This window comes from Micromonospora sp. MW-13 (genome assembly GCF_003434305.1).
Lineage (GTDB): Bacteria > Actinomycetota > Actinomycetes > Mycobacteriales > Micromonosporaceae > Micromonospora.
The window spans coordinates 43,741-61,808 of the sequence record NZ_QKKX01000011.1 but is presented as its reverse complement, the minus strand read 5'-3'; the positions used below and the strand labels follow the sequence as shown (position 1 = coordinate 61,808).

Annotated in this window: 15 protein-coding genes; 6 read left to right on the top strand and 9 right to left on the bottom strand. The window is 73.0% G+C overall.

The genetic code is table 11. From position 1 onward, the window contains the following. Positions 1-16: 16 nt before the first annotated feature. From C5N14_RS08160 to C5N14_RS08150, 3 genes are read right to left on the bottom strand one after another with little or no spacing between them, the layout of a single operon-like run. Positions 17-1,501, bottom strand: a complete 1,485-nt coding sequence (locus tag C5N14_RS08160) for a hypothetical protein (protein ID WP_117667137.1) — start codon at positions 1,499-1,501, stop codon at positions 17-19. Then, entirely contained in the window at positions 1,498-2,382 is an 885-nt protein-coding gene (locus C5N14_RS08155) for a sulfotransferase (RefSeq protein WP_117667135.1), read from the bottom strand. The genes C5N14_RS08160 and C5N14_RS08155 overlap by 4 nt, the downstream gene beginning before the upstream one ends. Continuing rightward, entirely contained in the window at positions 2,375-3,310 is a 936-nt protein-coding gene (locus C5N14_RS08150; RefSeq protein ID WP_117667133.1) for a hypothetical protein, read from the bottom strand. The genes C5N14_RS08155 and C5N14_RS08150 overlap by 8 nt, the downstream gene beginning before the upstream one ends. Before the next feature lie 239 nt (positions 3,311-3,549). Here C5N14_RS08150 and C5N14_RS08145 point away from each other — a divergent pair, with 239 nt between their 5' ends. From C5N14_RS08145 to C5N14_RS08120, 6 genes are all read left to right on the top strand, one after another. Then, positions 3,550-4,794 carry a glycosyltransferase gene (locus tag C5N14_RS08145; RefSeq protein WP_117667131.1) on the top strand — a complete coding sequence of 415 codons (1,245 nt, stop codon included), beginning with the start codon at positions 3,550-3,552 and terminating at the stop codon, positions 4,792-4,794. Beyond that, the gene (locus tag C5N14_RS08140) at positions 4,791-5,759 is read left to right on the top strand and encodes a sulfotransferase (RefSeq protein WP_117667129.1); all 969 of its coding nucleotides are present in this window, start codon (positions 4,791-4,793) and stop codon (positions 5,757-5,759) included. The genes C5N14_RS08145 and C5N14_RS08140 overlap by 4 nt, the downstream gene beginning before the upstream one ends. 4 nt (positions 5,760-5,763) lie before the next feature. After that, on the top strand, positions 5,764-6,675 hold the full coding sequence (locus C5N14_RS08135) for a sulfotransferase (RefSeq protein ID WP_117667127.1): 912 nt from the start codon (positions 5,764-5,766) through the stop codon (positions 6,673-6,675). 123 nt (positions 6,676-6,798) lie between these two features. Further along, positions 6,799-8,694 carry a CocE/NonD family hydrolase gene (locus C5N14_RS08130; RefSeq protein WP_117667125.1) on the top strand — a complete coding sequence of 632 codons (1,896 nt, stop codon included), beginning with the start codon at positions 6,799-6,801 and terminating at the stop codon, positions 8,692-8,694. Positions 8,695-8,866: 172 nt separating this feature from the next. Continuing rightward, positions 8,867-9,625, top strand: coding sequence for a YdcF family protein (locus tag C5N14_RS08125; RefSeq protein ID WP_243639305.1), 759 nt, complete (start codon positions 8,867-8,869; stop codon positions 9,623-9,625). A 161-nt stretch (positions 9,626-9,786) separates the two neighbouring features. After that, positions 9,787-10,506 (top strand): glycosyltransferase family 2 protein, encoded by a 720-nt coding sequence (locus tag C5N14_RS08120; RefSeq protein WP_117667121.1) that lies wholly within the window; start codon positions 9,787-9,789, stop codon positions 10,504-10,506. Positions 10,507-10,582: 76 nt separating this feature from the next. On the opposite strand, the gene C5N14_RS08115 is transcribed toward C5N14_RS08120, so the two are convergent. The 6 genes from C5N14_RS08115 to C5N14_RS08090 all read right to left on the bottom strand — a co-directional run bounded on the left by C5N14_RS08115 (position 10,583) and on the right by C5N14_RS08090 (position 18,050). After that, on the bottom strand, positions 10,583-11,191 hold the full coding sequence (locus C5N14_RS08115; protein ID WP_117667119.1) for a hypothetical protein: 609 nt from the start codon (positions 11,189-11,191) through the stop codon (positions 10,583-10,585). A gap of 773 nt (positions 11,192-11,964) precedes the next feature. Next, on the bottom strand, positions 11,965-14,454 hold the full coding sequence (locus C5N14_RS08110; protein WP_117667117.1) for an excinuclease ABC subunit UvrA: 2,490 nt from the start codon (positions 14,452-14,454) through the stop codon (positions 11,965-11,967). 198 nt (positions 14,455-14,652) lie between these two features. After that, positions 14,653-15,183 carry a pyridoxamine 5'-phosphate oxidase family protein gene (locus C5N14_RS08105; protein WP_117667115.1) on the bottom strand — a complete coding sequence of 177 codons (531 nt, stop codon included), beginning with the start codon at positions 15,181-15,183 and terminating at the stop codon, positions 14,653-14,655. A 266-nt stretch (positions 15,184-15,449) separates the two neighbouring features. Then, positions 15,450-16,400 carry a ribokinase gene (locus C5N14_RS08100; protein ID WP_207892650.1) on the bottom strand — a complete coding sequence of 317 codons (951 nt, stop codon included), beginning with the start codon at positions 16,398-16,400 and terminating at the stop codon, positions 15,450-15,452. Continuing rightward, positions 16,394-17,335, bottom strand: coding sequence for a nucleoside hydrolase (locus C5N14_RS08095; protein ID WP_128763536.1), 942 nt, complete (start codon positions 17,333-17,335; stop codon positions 16,394-16,396). The genes C5N14_RS08100 and C5N14_RS08095 overlap by 7 nt, the downstream gene beginning before the upstream one ends. Continuing rightward, positions 17,328-18,050 carry an ABC transporter permease gene (locus tag C5N14_RS08090; protein ID WP_128763535.1) on the bottom strand — a complete coding sequence of 241 codons (723 nt, stop codon included), beginning with the start codon at positions 18,048-18,050 and terminating at the stop codon, positions 17,328-17,330. Before C5N14_RS08090 ends, C5N14_RS08095 begins: the two co-directional genes overlap by 8 nt. Positions 18,051-18,068 lie beyond the last annotated feature (18 nt).

Genomic DNA, 18,068 nt, shown 5'->3' with positions numbered 1-18,068 from the left:
GGGCCGCAAGGGCTGGTCAGCGGGCGGGGCCGAGGATCGCGGCGGGGTCCCCGGTGGACCGGATCAGCACCGGCTCCGCCCCGATGGTGACCGTCCCGGCCACCCGTCGCGGCTCCGCGCCGACCGGGCTGCTGTCCAGGCCCGGCGCGGCCGGCAGCGACACGGTCCGGCCGGAGCCCGACCAGAGCACCAGCACGGTCAGCTCACCGCGCCGGAACGCCACCCCGGTCAGCCCCTTCGCGGTCACCGGCTCCGCCGTCGCGTCCTGGGCCGCCAGCGCCAGCCCGGCCAGCTTCACCCCGGCCGGCCGTACGGTGCCGTCGGGGTCGAGCAGGCCGTAGCGGACCTCGCTGCCCTGCCGGTTGCCCGGGTTGTACGCCAGCGGCAGCCAGAGCACCTGCTCGACTCCGCCGGCCACGAGCTGGACGACCGCCTTGACCATCTCGTCGGCCCGGCTGGCGGCGTCACCGTCGCCGTCGCGCCAGAACTGGCCGACCTCCCACGCCTGGACCGGCACCCCGGCCGGGGTCTGCTCCCGCAGGTAGTCCAGCAGCGCCGGCACCCCGGCGAAGTGTTCGTAGAAGTGCAACTGCCGCACGTCGACGACCCGCTCGTCGAGCAGTTCCTCGGTGACGGCGAGGAAGGCCAGGTTGCGGGCGTTCTGCTCGGTGGCCAGGGCGGCCCGGAGCTGCTCCGGACGGTCCACGGCCGGGATCTGCCGGCCCCGGGTGCCGACCCGGCGCGGGAAGTACGCCCGGTACGCGGCGACGGCCTCGTCCGGCCGGCCGGCGCGCACCAGCCGGTCGGCGATGCCCATCCCGTACGCCACGCTGCTGATCCCGGAGTCGACCACCCTCGCCTGCGGGTCGGCCGACCGGACCGCCTCGGCGGCGGAGGTGACCAGCCGCCGGTAGTCCGCCGGGCTGCCGGCCCAGTACTGCGGCGCGTTGACCTCGTTCTCGATCGCGTACTCCCGCACCCCGTAGGGCGCGTAGCGGCGCACCACGTCCCGGACGAACCCCTGGTAGACGGCCAGGTCCCGGGGCATCGCCGACTCGGTCTTGTTCGCCTGACCGCGAATGTGCCGGGCGGTGCCGCCGGTGGCCCAGCAGACCCCGGTGCGGATCTTCAGGTGCAGGGTGATGCCGAGGTCGCGGCTCTCGCGGGCGATCCGGTCCACCGCCGAGAAGTCCGGGCTGCCCTGGTTCTTCTCGATGTCGCACCAGCTCAGCTCGTGGTAGGTCGCCGAGCCGGAGAGCTGCTTCAGGTACGGCACGAACGACTCGTGGCGCGACCAGTCCCAGTGCGCGCCGAACGGGTTCCGCACCCCCGGCGCCGCCGACGGTCCCGGCCCGGCCGTCGGCCCGGTCGCCGCCGCCGATGGCGTCGGCGTCGGCCGGGGCGTGGGGGAGGGGGCGTCCGAGCAGGCCGCCCCGGCGGCCAGGGCGAGCGCCAGCGCGCCGGCCAGCAGCGGGGCGCGCCGCCCCGGGCGGCGCGTCACCGGTACCCCAGCTCGCGCAGCGTCGCGCCGGAGAAGACGCGGACCAGCACCCGCAGGAACGGGTCCAGCTCCCGCCGGTACGTGCCGACCCGCGAGCCGTAGATGGCCGCGTCGGTGCGCGCGGCGGCCCGCCGGCGGTCCGCCTCGGCGGTGTACTTGCCCGCCACGTCGTGCTGCTTGCCGCCGTAGTCGAGCACTCCGGCCTCCCAGGGTTCGCCGAGGAACTCGAACAGCGCCCGCATGGCCTTCTCCGGGTCGCCGACGGTGTCCTCGTAGCGCAGTTCGTGGTACCGGTCGGCGGGCAGCCGGCGGCCGGCGGCGCGGGCGACGCGGATGTAGCGGGGCCACTTGACCACGCACTTGACCGCCGACCAGTAGCCGAACCGCTTGCGGTGGGAGACGACCACGTCCCGGCCGTCCCGGATGACGTGCACGAACTGCGCGTCCGGGAACACCTCGGCGAGGAAACCGATCGACAGCGCGTACAGGGGCGTCTTGTCCGCCCAGCGGGTCTTGCCCCGGGACCGGGCGTAGTCGCCGTGGATGCCGCCGAAGAAGTCGGCGATGCGGCCCAGCCAGTACTCCCGGGGGAACCCGAAGCGGGCCAGCCGCTCCCAGTCCCGGCCGACGATGCGTTGCATGTCGGCCAGGAACCGGGTCTCCGGGCCGCAGGACACCCGGGAGTGCGAGTCGAGCACCAGGCGCAGCATCGTCGTCCCGGACCGCTGGCAGCCGACCAGGAAGATCGGCCCCCGGGGCCCGGTGCCCGGGGCCGCCCGGTCCGGCTGCGGGCCGTCGGCGGCCGGCGGGACGTGCGGGGCCTCGCCGGCCGGCGGGACCTGCGGGCCGTCGGCGGTCGGCCGGGTGTCCGGGTCAGCCACGGCCCACCGCCCGGTCCGATCCGGCCCGCGCGTCCAGCCGCCCGGCCAGCTCGGCGCACAGCGCCCGCACCCGGCCGTCGAGCTCCAGCCGGGGCCGGCGCGGGGCGCGCGCTCCGATGTGGGCGTGCAGCGCCGGGTCGTACGGCAGGTCGAGGAACGCGCACAGCCGCCGCGTGTACGCGGCCGGGTCGGCCACCAGCGCGTCGTACGAGCAGAGCAGCGTGTCGTCGCGGTCGGCCAGGCCGAGGGTGAAGAACAGCGAGTTGCGCACGTACCAGAACAGGGCGGCGGCGGTGTGCGGGGTCATCCGGTCGTAGTCGAAGCCGGCGATCAGCTCGCGGGTCGGCCCGTCCAGGCGCTGCCCCTGCCACCGGTCGCCGATCGTGCCGTCGGCGATCGCCCGCAGCGCCCGCAGGTTGGCGTCGCCGAACTTCGCCACCTCGGAGCGGGCCCGGTCGTCGACGTCCCGGTACGCCCACAGCACCCGGCCGGGACGCAGGCCCGCCAGGCCGAGCAGCTCGTCCACCCGGTGCGTGTCGCACAGCGGCTTGACCAGCACGTACCGGTGCCGGCTGCGCCGCACGACGTCGGCGAGCACCGCGTCGGAGCGCAGCCGGAAGCGGTGGAACACCTGCCGGTCGTTCTCGTTGCGCACCTCGAACGACGGCGCCGCGTCCAGCCCCCGGGCCAGCATGTTGGTGCCGGAGCGTTGCAGGCCGACCAGGTACACCGGCAGCGCCCGGCCGGGCGGCTGCGGGTGGGCCCGCCGCCAGCGCCACTTCGCCAGCGCGGTGCGGGCCCGCTGGACGGGGTCGAGCCGGTCCTCCTCGACGAGCCGCCGCACCCCCTCGGTGCGCGCCCAGCGCAGGTGCCGCACCACCCGCCGGGCGGTGTACGCCCACGTCGAGGGTTCGTCCTGGTGGGCCACCGGGTCCTCCTCGGGCCTGACGGGTCGGGGCGGGGGACACGCTACCGGCAGATCATCGTGGCCGGCCACGTGGCCGTGCGGCCAGCGCCGGATCGGCCGTGTGGTCAGTTGGGGATCATGATCTGGACTCGTCCGCCCGATTTGCATACCGTGGGGCCCTGGCCACCGCTGCTGCCCGGTGCCCGCCCTTGCCCCCACCCCTGAGCGGCCACTCAGCAGGCCACCCCTGGAGCAGGCCGATGCGTGTCCTCCACGTCAACAAGTTCCTCTACCGTCGCGGCGGCGCCGAGGGCTACCTCCTCGACGTCGCCGCGCTGCAACGGGGCGCGGGCGACGAGGTCGCGTACTACGGCATGACGCACCCCGACAACGACGCCCCGCTGCCGTACGCGCGGCACTTCCCGCCGCTGGTGGAGCTCGACCCGGCGCCGTCGGGGATCGGCCCGCGCGCGACGGCGGCGGCCCGGATGATCTGGTCCCCGGCCAGCCGGCGCGGCCTGTCCCGGGTGATCGACGACTTCCGGCCCGACGTGGTCCACCTGCACAACATCTACCACCAGCTCTCACCGTCGGTGCTGGCCGCGGCGCGGGCCGCCCGGGTGCCCTGCGTGATGACGCTGCACGACTACAAGCTGGCCTGCCCCAGCTACCAGATGCTGGACCGGGGCGCGGTGTGTGACGCCTGCGTCACCGGCGGCCCGCTGCGGGCGGCCCGGCGCCGGTGCAAGGACGGCTCGCTGCCGGCCAGCGGCCTGCTGGCCGTGGAGTCCTGGCTGCACCGCTGCACCCGGGCGTACGGGCCGGTGCAGGCGTTCGTCAGCCCCAGCCAATTCCTGGCGCGGGTGATGCGCCGCGCGGGCGTCTTCCCGGACCGGATGCACGTGGTGCCCCACTTCGTCGACGTCGCCGCGACGCGGGTGAAGCCGGCCCCGGGCGGGTCGGTGGTCTTCGCCGGCCGGCTGTCGGCGGAGAAGGGCGTCGACGTGCTGGTCGAGGCGCTGGCCCTGCTGCCGCCCGAGGTGTCGCTCGACGTGGCCGGCGACGGCCCGGCCCGCGCCGGGCTGACCGAGCTGGCGCGGCGGCGCGCGCCGGGCCGGGTCCGGTTCCACGGCCGGCTGGACAAGGCCCGGCTGCACGAGCTGGTCCGGTCCGCGGCGGTGGCGGCCGTGCCGTCGCGATGGAACGAGAACCAGCCGATGGCCGTGCTGGAGGCGTTCGCCTGCGGCGTGCCCGTGGTCGCCACCGACCTCGGCGGGCTGCCCGAGCTGGTCACCCCCGGCGTGGACGGCGAGGTGGTCGCCGCCGACGACCCCGCCGCGCTGGCCGCCGCGCTGGGCCGTGTCCTCGCCGACCCAACCCGGGCGTACGGGATGGGGCTGGCCGGGCGCGCCCGGGTGGAACGGGACTTCTCGCCGCAGGCACACCTGGCCCGGCTGCGCGAGGTCTACGCGACGGCGGCGCTGGCGCTGCGAGAGCCTGCGTGACCCGCCCGGTGCGGGTGCTCTACCTGGCCGGCAGCGGACGCAGCGGCAGCACGCTGGTCACCACCGTCCTCGGCCAGTACGCCGGGTTCTTCGCGGCCGGCGAGCTGCGCTACCTGTGGCAGCGCGGCGAGGTGGAGAACCGGCCCTGCGGCTGCGGCCTGCCGTTCCGGGACTGTCCGCTGTGGCGTGCGGTGCGCCGGGACGTGCCGGTCGACCGGGCCGGCGGGATCGCCGGCCGGCTGCGCGGCCGGCTGCGCCTGCGCGGCGTGCCCGCGCTGCTGCGCCGCCACCGGCGCGGCCGGCGTGCCGTGCCCGCGCACCCCGACGACGCGGCGCTGGCCGGCCTGTACGCCGCCGTCGCCCGGCACGCCGGGGCACGGGTGGTGGTCGACTCGTCGAAGCTGCCGCCGTACGGGGCCCTGGTCGGCGCACTGCCCGGCGTCGAGCTGCGGGTGCTGCACCTGGTCCGCGACCCGAGGGCCACGGCCTTCTCCTGGCGGCGTCGCCGGGGCCTCGACGGCGAGGCCGACCAGCGGCTGATGAGCCGGCCGCCGGTGTGGAAGGCGGCCCTGCTGTGGCTGGTCTGGAACACGCTGACGGCCCGGCTGTGGGCCGGCGAACCGGGCCGCTACCTGCGGGTGCGCTACGAGGACCTGACCGCCGACCCGGAGGCGACGCTGGGCCGGATCGTCGCGTTCGCCGGCGCCGGCCCGTCCACCGGTGCCGAAGCCGGCCCGTTCACCGGTCCCGCGACGGTGCGGCTGGCGCCCACCCACTCGGTGGCCGGCAACCCGTCGCGGCACCGCACCGGCCCGGTGCCGATCACCGCCGACGTCGAGTGGCGGCGCGGGCTGTCCCGGTGGTCGTACGCCGTGGTGACCGCGCTGACCGCGCCGGGGCTGCGCCGCTTCGGCTACCCGTGGCGTCGGGGCGGCCCGGCGGCGGCCACCCCCGAGGAGGACTGAAGGCATGTTGGCCGTGGTGGTGGGCACCGGGCGGTGCGGCTCGACCCTCGTGCAGGAGCTGCTGTCCCGGCATCCCGACGTGGGGTTCGTCTCCGGCGTCGACGACAAGCTGTCCCGGCTCAACCTCACCGGCCGGTTCAACGGGCCGCTGTACCGGCGGTCGGCGCCGCGCCCGGCCGGCATGACGTCGCTGCGGCACAGCCGCCGGCTGCTGGAACGCGGCCGGCTGCGGGTCGCCCCGTCGGAGGCGTACCACCTGCTGGACCGGCACGTGCTGGCCGGGTTCTCCCGCCCGTGCCGGGACCTGACCGCCGACGACCTCACCCCGCACGTGGCACGGCGGCTGCGCGCCTTCTTCGACGCCCGGATCGGGCGGCAGCGCTCCCGGCTGCTGGTGCACCACGTCACCGGCTGGCCGCGCACCGGGTTCCTCCGGGCGGCCTACCCCGGGCTGCGGGTGGTCAACGTGGTCCGCGACGGCCGGGCCGTCACCAACTCCTGGCTCCAGATGGGCTGGTGGGACGGCTGGCGCGGCCCCGACAACTGGTACCTCGGGCCGCTGCCGGCCGACCTGCGCCGGGAGTGGGAGGAGGCCGCCCGGTCCTTCCCGGTGCTCGCCGCGCTCGGCTGGAAGATGCTGATGGCGGCGTTCGCCGACGCCCGGGCCGCGCACCCGCCGGGCCAGTGGCTGGACGTCCGCTACGAGGACCTGCTCGCCGACCCCCGCGCCGAGGTGGCCCGGATGCTCGACTTCCTCGGGCTGGACTGGACGCCGGCGTTCGAGCGGGGCTTCGGGCGGTACGAGTTCCCCGCCGGGCGCCGGGCGGCGTACCACGACGAACTGGGCCCTGAGCAGCTCGCGGCCGTCGAGCGGGCCCTGGCCGAGTCGCTGCGGCAGTGGGGCTACCGGGACTGACCGCTTCCCGCCCGGCGCGGGTCGCACCCGTCGAACCACGCCCGGCGAAGTTCCTACACGTGCAGGTGGTGGCACCGGGCACCGGCTCGTAGCGTACGCAGCCTCGGACCTCAAGGAGACTGCATGGCTACAGTGGGAACGCGCTGGCGCACAGGCGTGGCCGTACTGTCCGCGACGGTGCTCGCCGCCCTCGGCGCGGCGCCGCAGGCGCTGGCGGCGGACGGGCCGCCGTCGATCGTCGTCCAGGACGGCGTCACCCAGCCGGTGTTCGGCTACGCCGACGCCATCCGGGAACGCCTCTTCATCGACTCCACCTTCGACAGCGACAACGACGGTCTGCGCGACATCATCGCGTTCGACCTGATGCGGCCGGCGGCCACCGCGCAGGGGCTCAAGGCCCCCGTGGTGATGGACGCCAGCCCCTACTACTCGACGGTCTGCCGGGGCAACGAGTCCGAGTGCAAGGCGGACCTCGACGGCGACGGGCTGCTGGACAAGTGGCCGCTGTTCTACGACAACTACTTCGTGCCGCGCGGCTACGCGGTCATCCTGCTGGACATGGTCGGCACCAACAACTCCACCGGCTGCCCGACCACCAACGCCAACCAGGACAACCTGAGCGCCAAGCAGGCCATCAACTGGCTCAACGGCCGGGCCACCGCCCGCAACGCCGCCGGTGAGATCGTCAAGGCGGACTGGCACAACGGCAAGACGGGGATGATCGGCAAGTCGTACGACGGCTCGCTGGCCATGGCCACGGCGGTGACCGGCGTGAAGGGCCTGACCACGGTCGTGCCCATCAGCGGCCCGACCGAGTACTACGACTACGTGCGCAGCAACGGCGTGGTCACCCGGGGCAACAGCTACGTGGCGTCGCTGGCCAACACGGTCACCAACCCCGAGCGCCGGGAGTACTGCAAGCCGGTGCGCGACGCGATGGCCGCCGCCGACGGCGACGAGCACGGCGACTACACGGCCTTCTGGAACGAGCGCAGCTACGTCAAGAAGGTCCCCAACGTCACCGCCAGCGTGCTGCTCTACCACGGCCTCAACGACGACAACGTCCGGCCGGACCACTTCAGCAAGTTCTGGTACGCCCTGGCGGAGAACAACGTGCCGCGCAAGCTGTGGCTGTCCCAGGAGGGCCACGTCGACCCGTTCGACTCGCGCCGCGCGGTGTGGGTGTCGACCCTGCACCGGTGGTTCGACTTCTGGCTCCAGGGCGTCGCCAACGGCATCATGGACGAGCCGCGGGTGGACCTGGAGCGGTCCGCCGACGTGTGGGAGACCCACGCCGACTGGCCGATCCCCGGCAAGGCCGACACCGAGGTGTTCCTCCAGCCCGGCACCACCGGTGCGGGCGGCCTCGGGCTGGTGCCGACCGCGAAGCCGGCGACCGGGGCGTTCCAGGACAGCCGCACGCAGAGCCAGAACACCATGATCCTCAACCCGGACGTGGTGCAGCCCAACCGGCTGGCCTTCCTCTCCGCGCCGCTCACCGCGCCGCTGCACATCTCCGGCACCCCGACCGTGCAACTGCGGGCCTCCGCCGACCAGACCGACACCAACCTCGGGGCGATCCTGGTCGACTACGGCACCGACGAGCGGGTCGCGCACCGGGCCTCCGGCGAGGGAATCATCACCCTGACCACGGAGGACTGCTGGGGCGAGAGCAGCCCGACGGACGACGGCTGCTACAAGCAGACGACGAAGCGGGTGGCCACGGCCGACTACGAGCTGGTCACCAAGGGCATCATGGACGCCCAGAACCGGCAGTCGATCCGCGTCGCCGTGCCGCTGGTGCAGGGGGAGTCGTACAACTTCAGCTTCCCGCTGCTGCCGGAGGACTACGTCTTCAAGCCCGGCCACCGGATCGGCGTGATCATCGTGGCCAGCTACCCGCAGTACTCCAGCCAGGCGGACACCACCGCCGCGAACCTCCAGGTCGCGCTGAAGAGCAGCAAGATCGTCCTGCCCGTGGTCGGCGGCACCGCCGCCGCGCACGCCGCCGGCCTCTGACCGGCTGACCGGCGGGCCGCCCGGCGCGGCTCGCCACCAGGGCGGCCCGGCGATCGACCCTCCGCGGAGGACCGTCGATCGCCGGGCCGCCCCGCTGCCCCGCACCTGGCTACCCTTGCCGCGGAAGAAGCCACCGAGGGGAGGGCACACGTCGCCGACCGCCACCGTGCTCGTGGTCTTCGGACGCGGCGTGCTGCGCGCCGGGGACACCTGGGCGCTCACCCCGGCCAGCATCGCCCGCGTGCGGGCAGCGGTTGACTACGTCGCCGCGAACGAGGCGTCCTTCGCCCGCGCAGCCGGGCAGGGCCGGACGCCCCGGATCGTGTTCAGCGGCGGCTGGGCGGAGGCCGCCGAGGGCGCGCATCCCCCGCCCGAGGGATGGCGGGAGGGCGACCTGATGCTGCGCCAGGCGCTCGCCGCCGGCCTCGACCGGCACGCGGAGTTGCGCGCCGAGACCCGCTCGCGCAGCACGCTGGAGAACCTCCTGCACACCGTCGAGGACGGACTGCTCGACGGCCACGCCTTCGGCCCGGGGCACCCGCTGGGCATCGTCTCGCACACCTGGCACCTGCCCCGGATCAGGTATCTCGCCCGCCGGACCCTCGGACTGCGCGGCCCCGCGCTGCTCGATGTGCACGCCTGCGGCGGGGAGGCGCTGCCGAGGTGGTGGCGCGAGCCGGCCGCTCGGATCGCGTCCCGGCTGTGGTTCCTCGGGGCCCGCGACCCGGCAGGCCTGCTGCGCCGGGAACGCCGGCTGGTGACGTCGATGCGCCGCGTCGACCGGCTGGCGCGCCGCCGCCGGGGCGCGGCGGGCGGAGATCGCGCCGTCGTCCCGCCCCGGCCCGGTCCGGGTGCCTCCGGCTCGGCCGTGCCCGTGCCCGACCCTGGGCCGGCTGCCGGGCGGGCGAGACCGCCCCGGCGGAGCACGTGACGGACGGCCGCCGACGGGGTACAGGCTCCCACGCCACCGGATCGACCTCGACGAGGACGACGGTCGCGGCGACGTCGAGGAGGTCACGTGGACAGGATGGACGGTCCTTCGGGCGGGCGCACGGGTGCGGGCCCGCCCGGGCGTGGCGTGGGTGGGCGGCGGTGATCGTCCTCGCCCCGGTGTACGAGCCGGGTTCCCGGCTGTCCGAGTTCGTCGCAGCGTTGCGCGACGCCGCACCCGGCGTCCACGTCGTGGTGGTGGACGACGGCAGCGGCCCGGCGTCGGCCCGGGTCCTCGACGCGGCGGGGGAGTTCGGCTGCACCGTCCTGCGGCACGCGACGAACCGGGGCAAGGGGGTGGCCCTGAAGACGGGGTTCCGGCACGTCACGCGCGCGTACCCCGGCCACGACGTGGTGTGCGCCGACGCCGACGGCCAGCACGGGGTCGCCGACGTCCTGCGCGTCGCCAAGCGCGTCGAGGAGGCCGGCGTGATGGTGCTGGGCGTACGGCGGTTCGACGGCGAGGTGCCGGTGCGCAGCAGGGCCGGCAACGACCTCACCCGGCTGCTGTTCCGCGTCGCGACGGGCTGCCCCGTGCGGGACACCCAGACCGGGCTGCGGGCGTACCCGCACGGCCTGCTCGACTGGCTGCTCACGGTCCCCGGCGAGCGGTACGAGTACGAGATGAACGTCCTGCTGTACGCCGCCCGGGCCGGCCGGCCCATCGAGCAGGCGACCATCGCCACCACGTACGTCGGCGACAACGCCTCGTCGCACTTCGGGTCCCTCACCGACTCGGTGCGGATCTACCTGCCTCTGCTGCGGTTCTCCGCCTCGGCGCTGCTGGCCGCGACCGGGATCTCCCGCCGGCCCCGCCGCTGACGGCGCCCGGCGGCGGTGGACGCGCCGCTGGCCGGGTCCCGTCGTCGGGGACCCGGCCAGTTGGCTGTTCGGTGGGTCAGCTGTTCCAGTGTTCGGCGACGAGGTCGGCGGCCTGCTGTTCCCACTGGGCGTACGCGTCGGGGTAGGCCGACACCTGCACCGTCTGGGCGGCCTCGGTCAGCGGCATGTCCTGCCACCCGTCGACCTGCTTGAGGCCCTTGAGGAACGCCAGGGTCGAGTGCTCGGGGTCGGTGATCTGCTCCGGGGAACCCCAGCCGCTGGAGGGGCGCTGCTGGAACAGGCCCAGCGAGTCGTGGTCGTTGCGGTCGCCCAGGTGACCCAGGTTCTCCAGCTTCGACTCCTGCAACGCGGTGCCGACCGAGATGACGGCGGCGCGCTCGTCCAGGCCGGCCTTCTTCGTCGCGGCGATGATCGCCTTGACGTTGGCGGTCTGCTCACCGTCAAGCGCGATACGCGACTGCTCGCCCCGCACGCCGTGCGGGATCAGCTTGCCCTTGTCCACGCCCGGCTTGTCCACGCCCGGCTTGTCGGCCTGCACGGCGACCGCCTTCGGGGCCGACTCGACGGCCGGAGCGGCGTGGGCGGTGGCCGGACCGGCGAACACACCACCGGCGAACGCGAGACCAGCGATACCGAGAACGCTCTTACGCATGATCGGGTTCATGGGGGTGACTCCAATTCGGGGGTCGACACACCCGGCCCGGGGAAGGGCAGGCGTGTGAGCACCACGTCGAGGCGCCCGAAGAAAACCAGAAAAAGGGGGGAAGGACGCGCACCGGGGGGTGCCGGTGGCGCCGGGTCCAGATGTAACGACCGACAGCCGGCCCGCATTCCATCCCGGGGGAGATGCCCTCGGGCAGCCCAGCGGCACATGCGCTACTCGATCGTCCGCCATGTGTAACCACCCCGGCCCGGCCGGTGTTCCGCCACCCGGATGCCGCCCGTCACACCCAGCAACGGGCCGGCAGCGCGAAACGGACATTCCGTGCGAAACGGGGTGGCTGGTCCTGGGGTGGGCGGGATGATCGACTTCAGGTCACTGACAACGGGGCTTCGAGGGCGGCGGAGGCCGCCATGTCACCGACACAAAGTCGATCAACGTTGTGAACGACGGGCGTCCCGGCCGATCGGGAGCCGAATGACCTGGGCCCCCGACGGCCTGCGGGCGCGGCTCGTCGCGGCGGCCGGGCAACGGCTGACCGTACGCAGCCCGCACGGCGATGCGGTCCTCGACCTGGCCGCCGCGGCGCGGTCGAGCTGGCCCTGCCCTGAGCGCATCCGGGCGGGCGCCGGCCGCGTACGCCGCGGTGGCTCCGGCGTAGTGAGCTCCGAAGCTCGCACCGCTCCAGCACCGATCTCAGGCGTGCCCGCTCCTCCTCGGACGGAGCGGGCACGGACGACAGTGCAGGACGTGACGCAAGACGCGCCCCGGGCCCCTCAGCAGCGCGTGCCTTCCCGCACCTCCAGGAGCGGCAGGCCCGCCGCGTACCGCCGGAAGAAACCGGCGGTCGGGGTGTCCGCCATCGCGACGGCGTCCGGGGTGCCCTCCGCGACCACCGCACCCCCGTCCGGACCGGCTCCCGGCCCCAGGTCGATCACCCAGTCCGCCGACGCGGCGACGGGGATGTCATGTTCGGCCACGACGACGGTGTTGCCCGAGTCGAGCAACACATCGAGCGCGTCCACCACACGCTGGATGTCAGACGGGTGCAGGCCCGAGACGGGCTCGTCGAGAACGACGAGGCCGGCCTTGCGGCTCGCAGCGCCGCGCTGGATCGCGGACGCCAGCTTCAGCCGCTGGGCCTCGCCGCCGGACAACTCTGTGGCGCTCTGGCCGAGTTGGAGATAGCCGAGCCCGACCTGGTTCAAGGCTCCCAGGGTCTCCGCGAGCTGCCGGGGCTCGGAGAACTGCTCCACGGCCTCGGCGACGGTCAGCTCCAGCACCTGATCGATGGCCAACCCCTGATACCTGATTTCCAAGGCCTCCGGCTTGTAGCGCCGACCCTCGCACGCGTCGCAGACCACCCACACATCCGGCAGAAAGTGCATGTCGACCAGCTTGCGGCCGTAACCGGTGCAGGTCTCGCAGCGGCCGCCACCCGCAGTGTTGAAGCTGAACCAGGAGGCATTGACCCCGCGCCCGTGCGCCACGTCGGTCTCGGCGAACAGCTTGCGAACGATGTCGAACGCCTTGCTGTACGTAGCCGGGTTGGACCGCGGCGTTCGCCCGAGCGGTTCCTGATCGACGACGGCGACCCAGCTGAACCCCTCAAGGCCGGTCACCTCCCGCACCGTGTCGGCCGCCGTCCCGTTCAGGGCGGCCTCCACGCTCGCCCCGAGCGCGCCGAGTAGGCTGCTCTTGCCGCTGCCGCTCACCCCGGTCAGGCAGGTGAGCCGACCGGCGGGGAAACTCACCAGGTCCGCGGTCACGTTGTGCGCACGCAGGCCGTGCAGCTCCACCCAGCCGGTGTCGTCCCCGGTCGGGCGGCGGGTCCGGTGCAGCCGCGGCCCCACACCGGCCAGATAGCGCCCGGTCAGCGACTTCGGGTGGGCGGCCACGTCGGCGGGAGGCCCCGACACCAGGACCTCACCGCCGAAGCGGCCCGCGCCGGGCCCCATATCGATCACCCAGTCGGCCCGGGCGATCAGCTCAGGGTCGTGCTCGACGAGGAGCACCGTGTTGCCAGCCTCGCGCAGCTCCAGGGCGATGTCGAGCAGGTGCGCCTTGTCCGCCGGATGCAGCCCGGTCCCGGGCTCGTCTAGGACGAAGATGATGCCGCTCAGCTCGGTGCTGAGCTGCGCGGCGAGCCGGGTCCGCTGCAACTCACCCGCGGACAGCGTCGCCGCGCTCCGGGACAGCTGGAGATGGGCCAGGCCGAGCCGGTCGAGGATTCCGAGCCTGCGGCCCAGGTCCTGCAGCAGCGGCTCACCCACCTCGCGCTGCCGGGCGCCCAGGTCGTCCGCCACGCGCTCTGCCCAGCTGCGCACCTCCCGTACTTCCACCTCGAGCAGGTCGGGGTACGTCAGCCCGCTGAGCCGCACGGACCGGGCCAACTGGTCGTACCCGCTGCCGCCGCAGGTGCCGCAGGGCTGCTTGCGCATGTACGGCAGGTAGCGCTGCTTGGCACTGGACGTCTGGGCGTTCACGAACACCCGCTCCACCTCGGCGAGCGCGCCCCGCAGCGGCTGGCTCGAGGTGTAGGTCATCAGGGCCGTCTCATTCTTGTTCGGCATGTCGACGGTCGCCTCGATCTTCTCGTCACCCGTGCCGTACAGCACGCAATGACGGAACTCCTCAGGCAGCGACTGCCACGACCGGCCGAGGTCCACGTCCCGCTTCTCGGCAAGCGCCGGCACGAACGCGTGCTCCCCCGACCGCCACTTCGCGTACCAGGGCGAGGCCCCCTCGAAGAGCGGAAGCTCCGGGTGGGTGATGACCAGGTCCTCCTGCGCCTGCCAGCGCCCGCCCACCCCGTGGCAGTTCGCACAGCTCCCTTCCGGCGTATTGCGGTCGAAGTGAGCGGTCGTCAGATGCCCGTCCCCACTCTCCGCTGCCGGGTCTGCGCCGATCCCCGGAAGGCGCGAGTACAGCAGCCCCAGGTGCCCGTCGATGCCGGTGATCGTCGCGACGGTGGAGCGGGGGTTGCGGTTCAGACGGCGCTGGTCGACCGCGAGCGTCGCGCCGAGTCCCAGGATGCGGTCGACCTTCGGCCGATTGCGCTGGGTGATGTACTGCCGTACGAACGGCGAAAGTCCCTCCAGATACCGCAGCTGGGCTTCGTTGTGCAGGGTATCGATGGCCAGCGAGGTCTTGCCGCTGCCGCTCACTCCGGTGAAGGCGACGAGCTGCTGCTTGGGGATCCTCACGGACACGTCCCGCAGATTGTTGGTACGAGCCCCCACCACGTCGATGGTCTGGCGCCCCATACTCGCGACATCCCATACGAATGCAGTCAACCTTCGTCCACCCTCTCGCAACGCAGCGGGACATGGGCGGAGGGGCCCCACCCATGCCGACCAGACCGATCACGCCACTACGCGGCAGGTCGTCATCAATGGCGCTGAGCGGCCGCTTCACCAGATCTCTCATCACGTGGCCGGTCCCGATGCGGCCCGTGCTGCCGATCAGGACTGGGACGGCGCAGTGAGCCTTGCGATGTCGGGGGCGTAGACGGTCATCCAGTGCGGATGCAGCCGGTAGTAGACCACGTCGTTGTCCCAGTCGAAGAAGTCGTCGCCGTAGAAGTCCTTGAGGTACGCGAGCAGGTCCGGCCAGTCCGCGGCCGGCTCGCCGTCCCGGGGGTTGAGGATCTCCACCTTGCCGTGCGTGAACACGCCCAGGTCCTCACCGCGCATGTGCGCGGCGCTGACGGCGGACCGCGCCGCGAGGTGGCGCGCCTTGGCGGCGCCGCGCGCCGTGCCGAAGTGCCACTTTCCGTGCAGGAAGTGCCCATCCACACCGCTGATCCGCGGCTCGCCCTTCGCCGTCACGGTGGACAGGGCGAGGGTGCACATGCCGGTGAGGACCTGGCTGAGCTGCTCCGCGGTCGGTGTGCTCTCGGTGTTGATGATCGAGCGGAGGTGTGAGGTGGAGCGGGAGAGGGAGGCGTCGAGGAGGTCCTGAAGCTCTCTGAGGTCTTCTGGAGTTTCGCGCATGGAGCTCCCTGTCTATCCGTATCTATCGTGGTGCCCGGTCCACGCCCACCATCGACGCCGGCCGGTGAGACCATGCTCGACCCAAGACCTGACACCTTGTGTCATATTTCTTCATCCGTCTTGCGGACGCCACCGGGCCGCCTGGCCGGACGCCACGCAGCGACTGGCTCTGACGGCCTGGAGCCGAGGGTGGAGAATCCAGGAACAGCGGTTGGCGCTGAGAACGATCATGGTTTGGTGGTTCCGTCAGGGGATCGGTCACGGTGTCAACCGCCCGTACCGACCGGCACCTCACGCAGCCCGGCCATCGCGTCGGACACCTCGGCGCTGACCGGCAGGGCGCCCTGGGCGCCTCTTCCCCGGGTCGACAATGCCGCCGCCACGACCGCCCAGCGGGCTGCTTCGATGACGGTTTCACCGGGTCGTGCCACCAGTGCCGTGGCGAGGGCTCCGCAGAAACAGTCCCCCGCGCCGGTGGTGTCCATCGCCTGCACCGGAAGCGCCGGCACGTGTGTGGCCTGGCCGTCGGGCTCGACCACCAGGGCGCCCTGCGCCCCGAGGGTCACCACCACGGTGGCAGCGAGACCGAGACGTCCCACCGCGCCCGTAACATCGTCCAACCGTCTGGGGACGGGCGTCCCGGCCAGGAGCGCCAGCTCGGTGCGGTTCGGCACCAGGATGTCCACCCGACGCGCGAGCGCCTCGGGTAGCGGGCACGCGGGTGCGGGATTGACGACCAGCAACCCGCCGGCCAGTTCGGCGGCTCGTTCCAGGGCGGGCATTCCGACCTCACACTGCATCAGGGTGAGGGCCGCCGCCCCGATCACGCCGCTTTGGCGGTCGATGCAGACCGGGTCGAGGGCGGCGTTGGCCCCGGGGCTCACCACGATGACGTTCTCTCCCTGACCATCCACTGTGATCAAGGCTGTTCCGGTAGGGGTTCCACCGACGACGATCATCCCGGACACGTCCACGCCCCGTCCGGCAAGCCGCTGCCGGACCAGGTCACCGGCGGCGTCGTCGCCCACGCAGCCGACGAAGGCGACGGATGCCCCCAGCGTGGCAACCGTCATCGCCTGGTTCGTGCCCTTCCCGCCGACCCCTTCCCAGTACTCCCGCGCGGTCAGCGTCTCGCCGGGGCGGGGCAGCCTGTCGGTCACCACCAACCGGTCCAGGTTGGCGCTGCCGACCACAGCGATCATCGGCTCGTTCAGCATGCTGCCATCTCCCTGTTCGATGCCCATCCCCGCGCGACTGCCCGCCACCGGGCCTCGTGCAGACCGTGTACCACCCGCACCGCCGAGCCCGCTGCGGCGGTCATGCTTGATCTACCGTTCTCGTCGACGGTCACTGCGGCCGCGACCTCGGCCGTCACCATGCCCGGGCAGACGGCGACAGCCGCAGCGACCAGGTCGTGGCAGTACCGGGCCGACCCCGCGGACCAGTAGTACGCCAGCAGTTGTGCCCGCAACCTGAGCCAACCCTCCCCGCCAGCGAGCGCGTACCGGACAGCGGTGTCCGGGCACCTCGCCTGGGTGGTCACGTCGGTCGGCACGATCCGAACGCCCTTGCCGGGCGGGTTGGTGAGCAGCAGCCGGGCCGCGTGGGGATCCCGCGCGAAGTTCGGTTCGGCCCCCTGCACCACGCCGGGCAGTGAGAACGCCCCGCCCATGACGGTCAGCCAGGCTTCCCCGGGCCGGTGTCCGCCTTGGCTGGCGATCCGCGCCGCCGTGGTGCACGGGCCGAGCACGAGGTAGTCGGTGTGTGGCGGTAACGCCTCGTCATCCATCCCGCCGCCGAATTCGGGTCCGCACGGCGGTACGAGCGTTCCGAGCCCGTACTCACCGTGCAGGTGCACTCCGGACGGCACCGAGGTCCGTCTCGCCGGCGTCACCTCGGCGCCCCGCAGCAGCAGCGGTCGACGGACCGGGGCAAGCGTCTTCAGGACGTGGGTGACCGCGGCTCCGACGACGTCGACAGTGCGGGCTCCGCCGGTCGCGATGACCGCGGGGACATCGACCTCCGGCAGGCAGAGTAGCCAGGCGAGCGCCACCAGATCATCCACGCCGCCGTCGGTGTCGACCACGATCCGTCGCCGCGTCCCGGCCATGGCAGCGCCGTGGCCGGGACGCGGCGATACCTGCTCAGGCACCCGCGACACCGAAACGGGAACGCAACCAGCTGGCGGCCGTACCGATGCCGGACCAGGCGAGCAGGCCCAGCAGGCTCAGCAACAGCAGCCCGACCATGGACTGCGGGACGTTGTCGGTTTCCTGGCCCTGAGCGACCATGAAGCCGAGTCCGGCCTGGGCACCGATCAGCTCACCGATGACCGCAGCCGTTACGCCGGCCAGCGCACCCAGCCGCAGCCCGACGACGATGTGCGGAAGTGTCATCGGCAACTCGACCCGGAAGAACCGCTGCGTTCCCGACATGGCGAGCACCTGACACAGGTGCCGGTAGGCCGTGCCGATGTCCCGCAGCCCGGCCAGCGTGTTGACCAGCACTGGGAAGAAGGTGACCAGGGCGACCAGTGTGATCTTGCTCGTCACGCCCAGGCCGAGCCACAGCACCAGCAGCGGCGCGATCGCGATCTTCGGCGTGATCTGGATCAGCACCAGTAGTGGCATTGCCAGTCGTTCCAGCCAACGCCAGCGGGCCGCCATCACTCCGGCGAGTACGCCCACCGTCAGCCCGATGGCAACGCCCTGCAACAGCTCGACAGCGGTCACCCTGATGTGTACGAGCAGTTGATCGCCAGCGAGCAACTGCCCGGCGTACCGCACGACCTCAACCGGCCCCGGCAGGGTGTACGCCGGAACGTCCGCGGCCTTGACGTAGCCCTGCCAGATCAGCAGGAACGCCACCACCGAGGTCGCACCGAG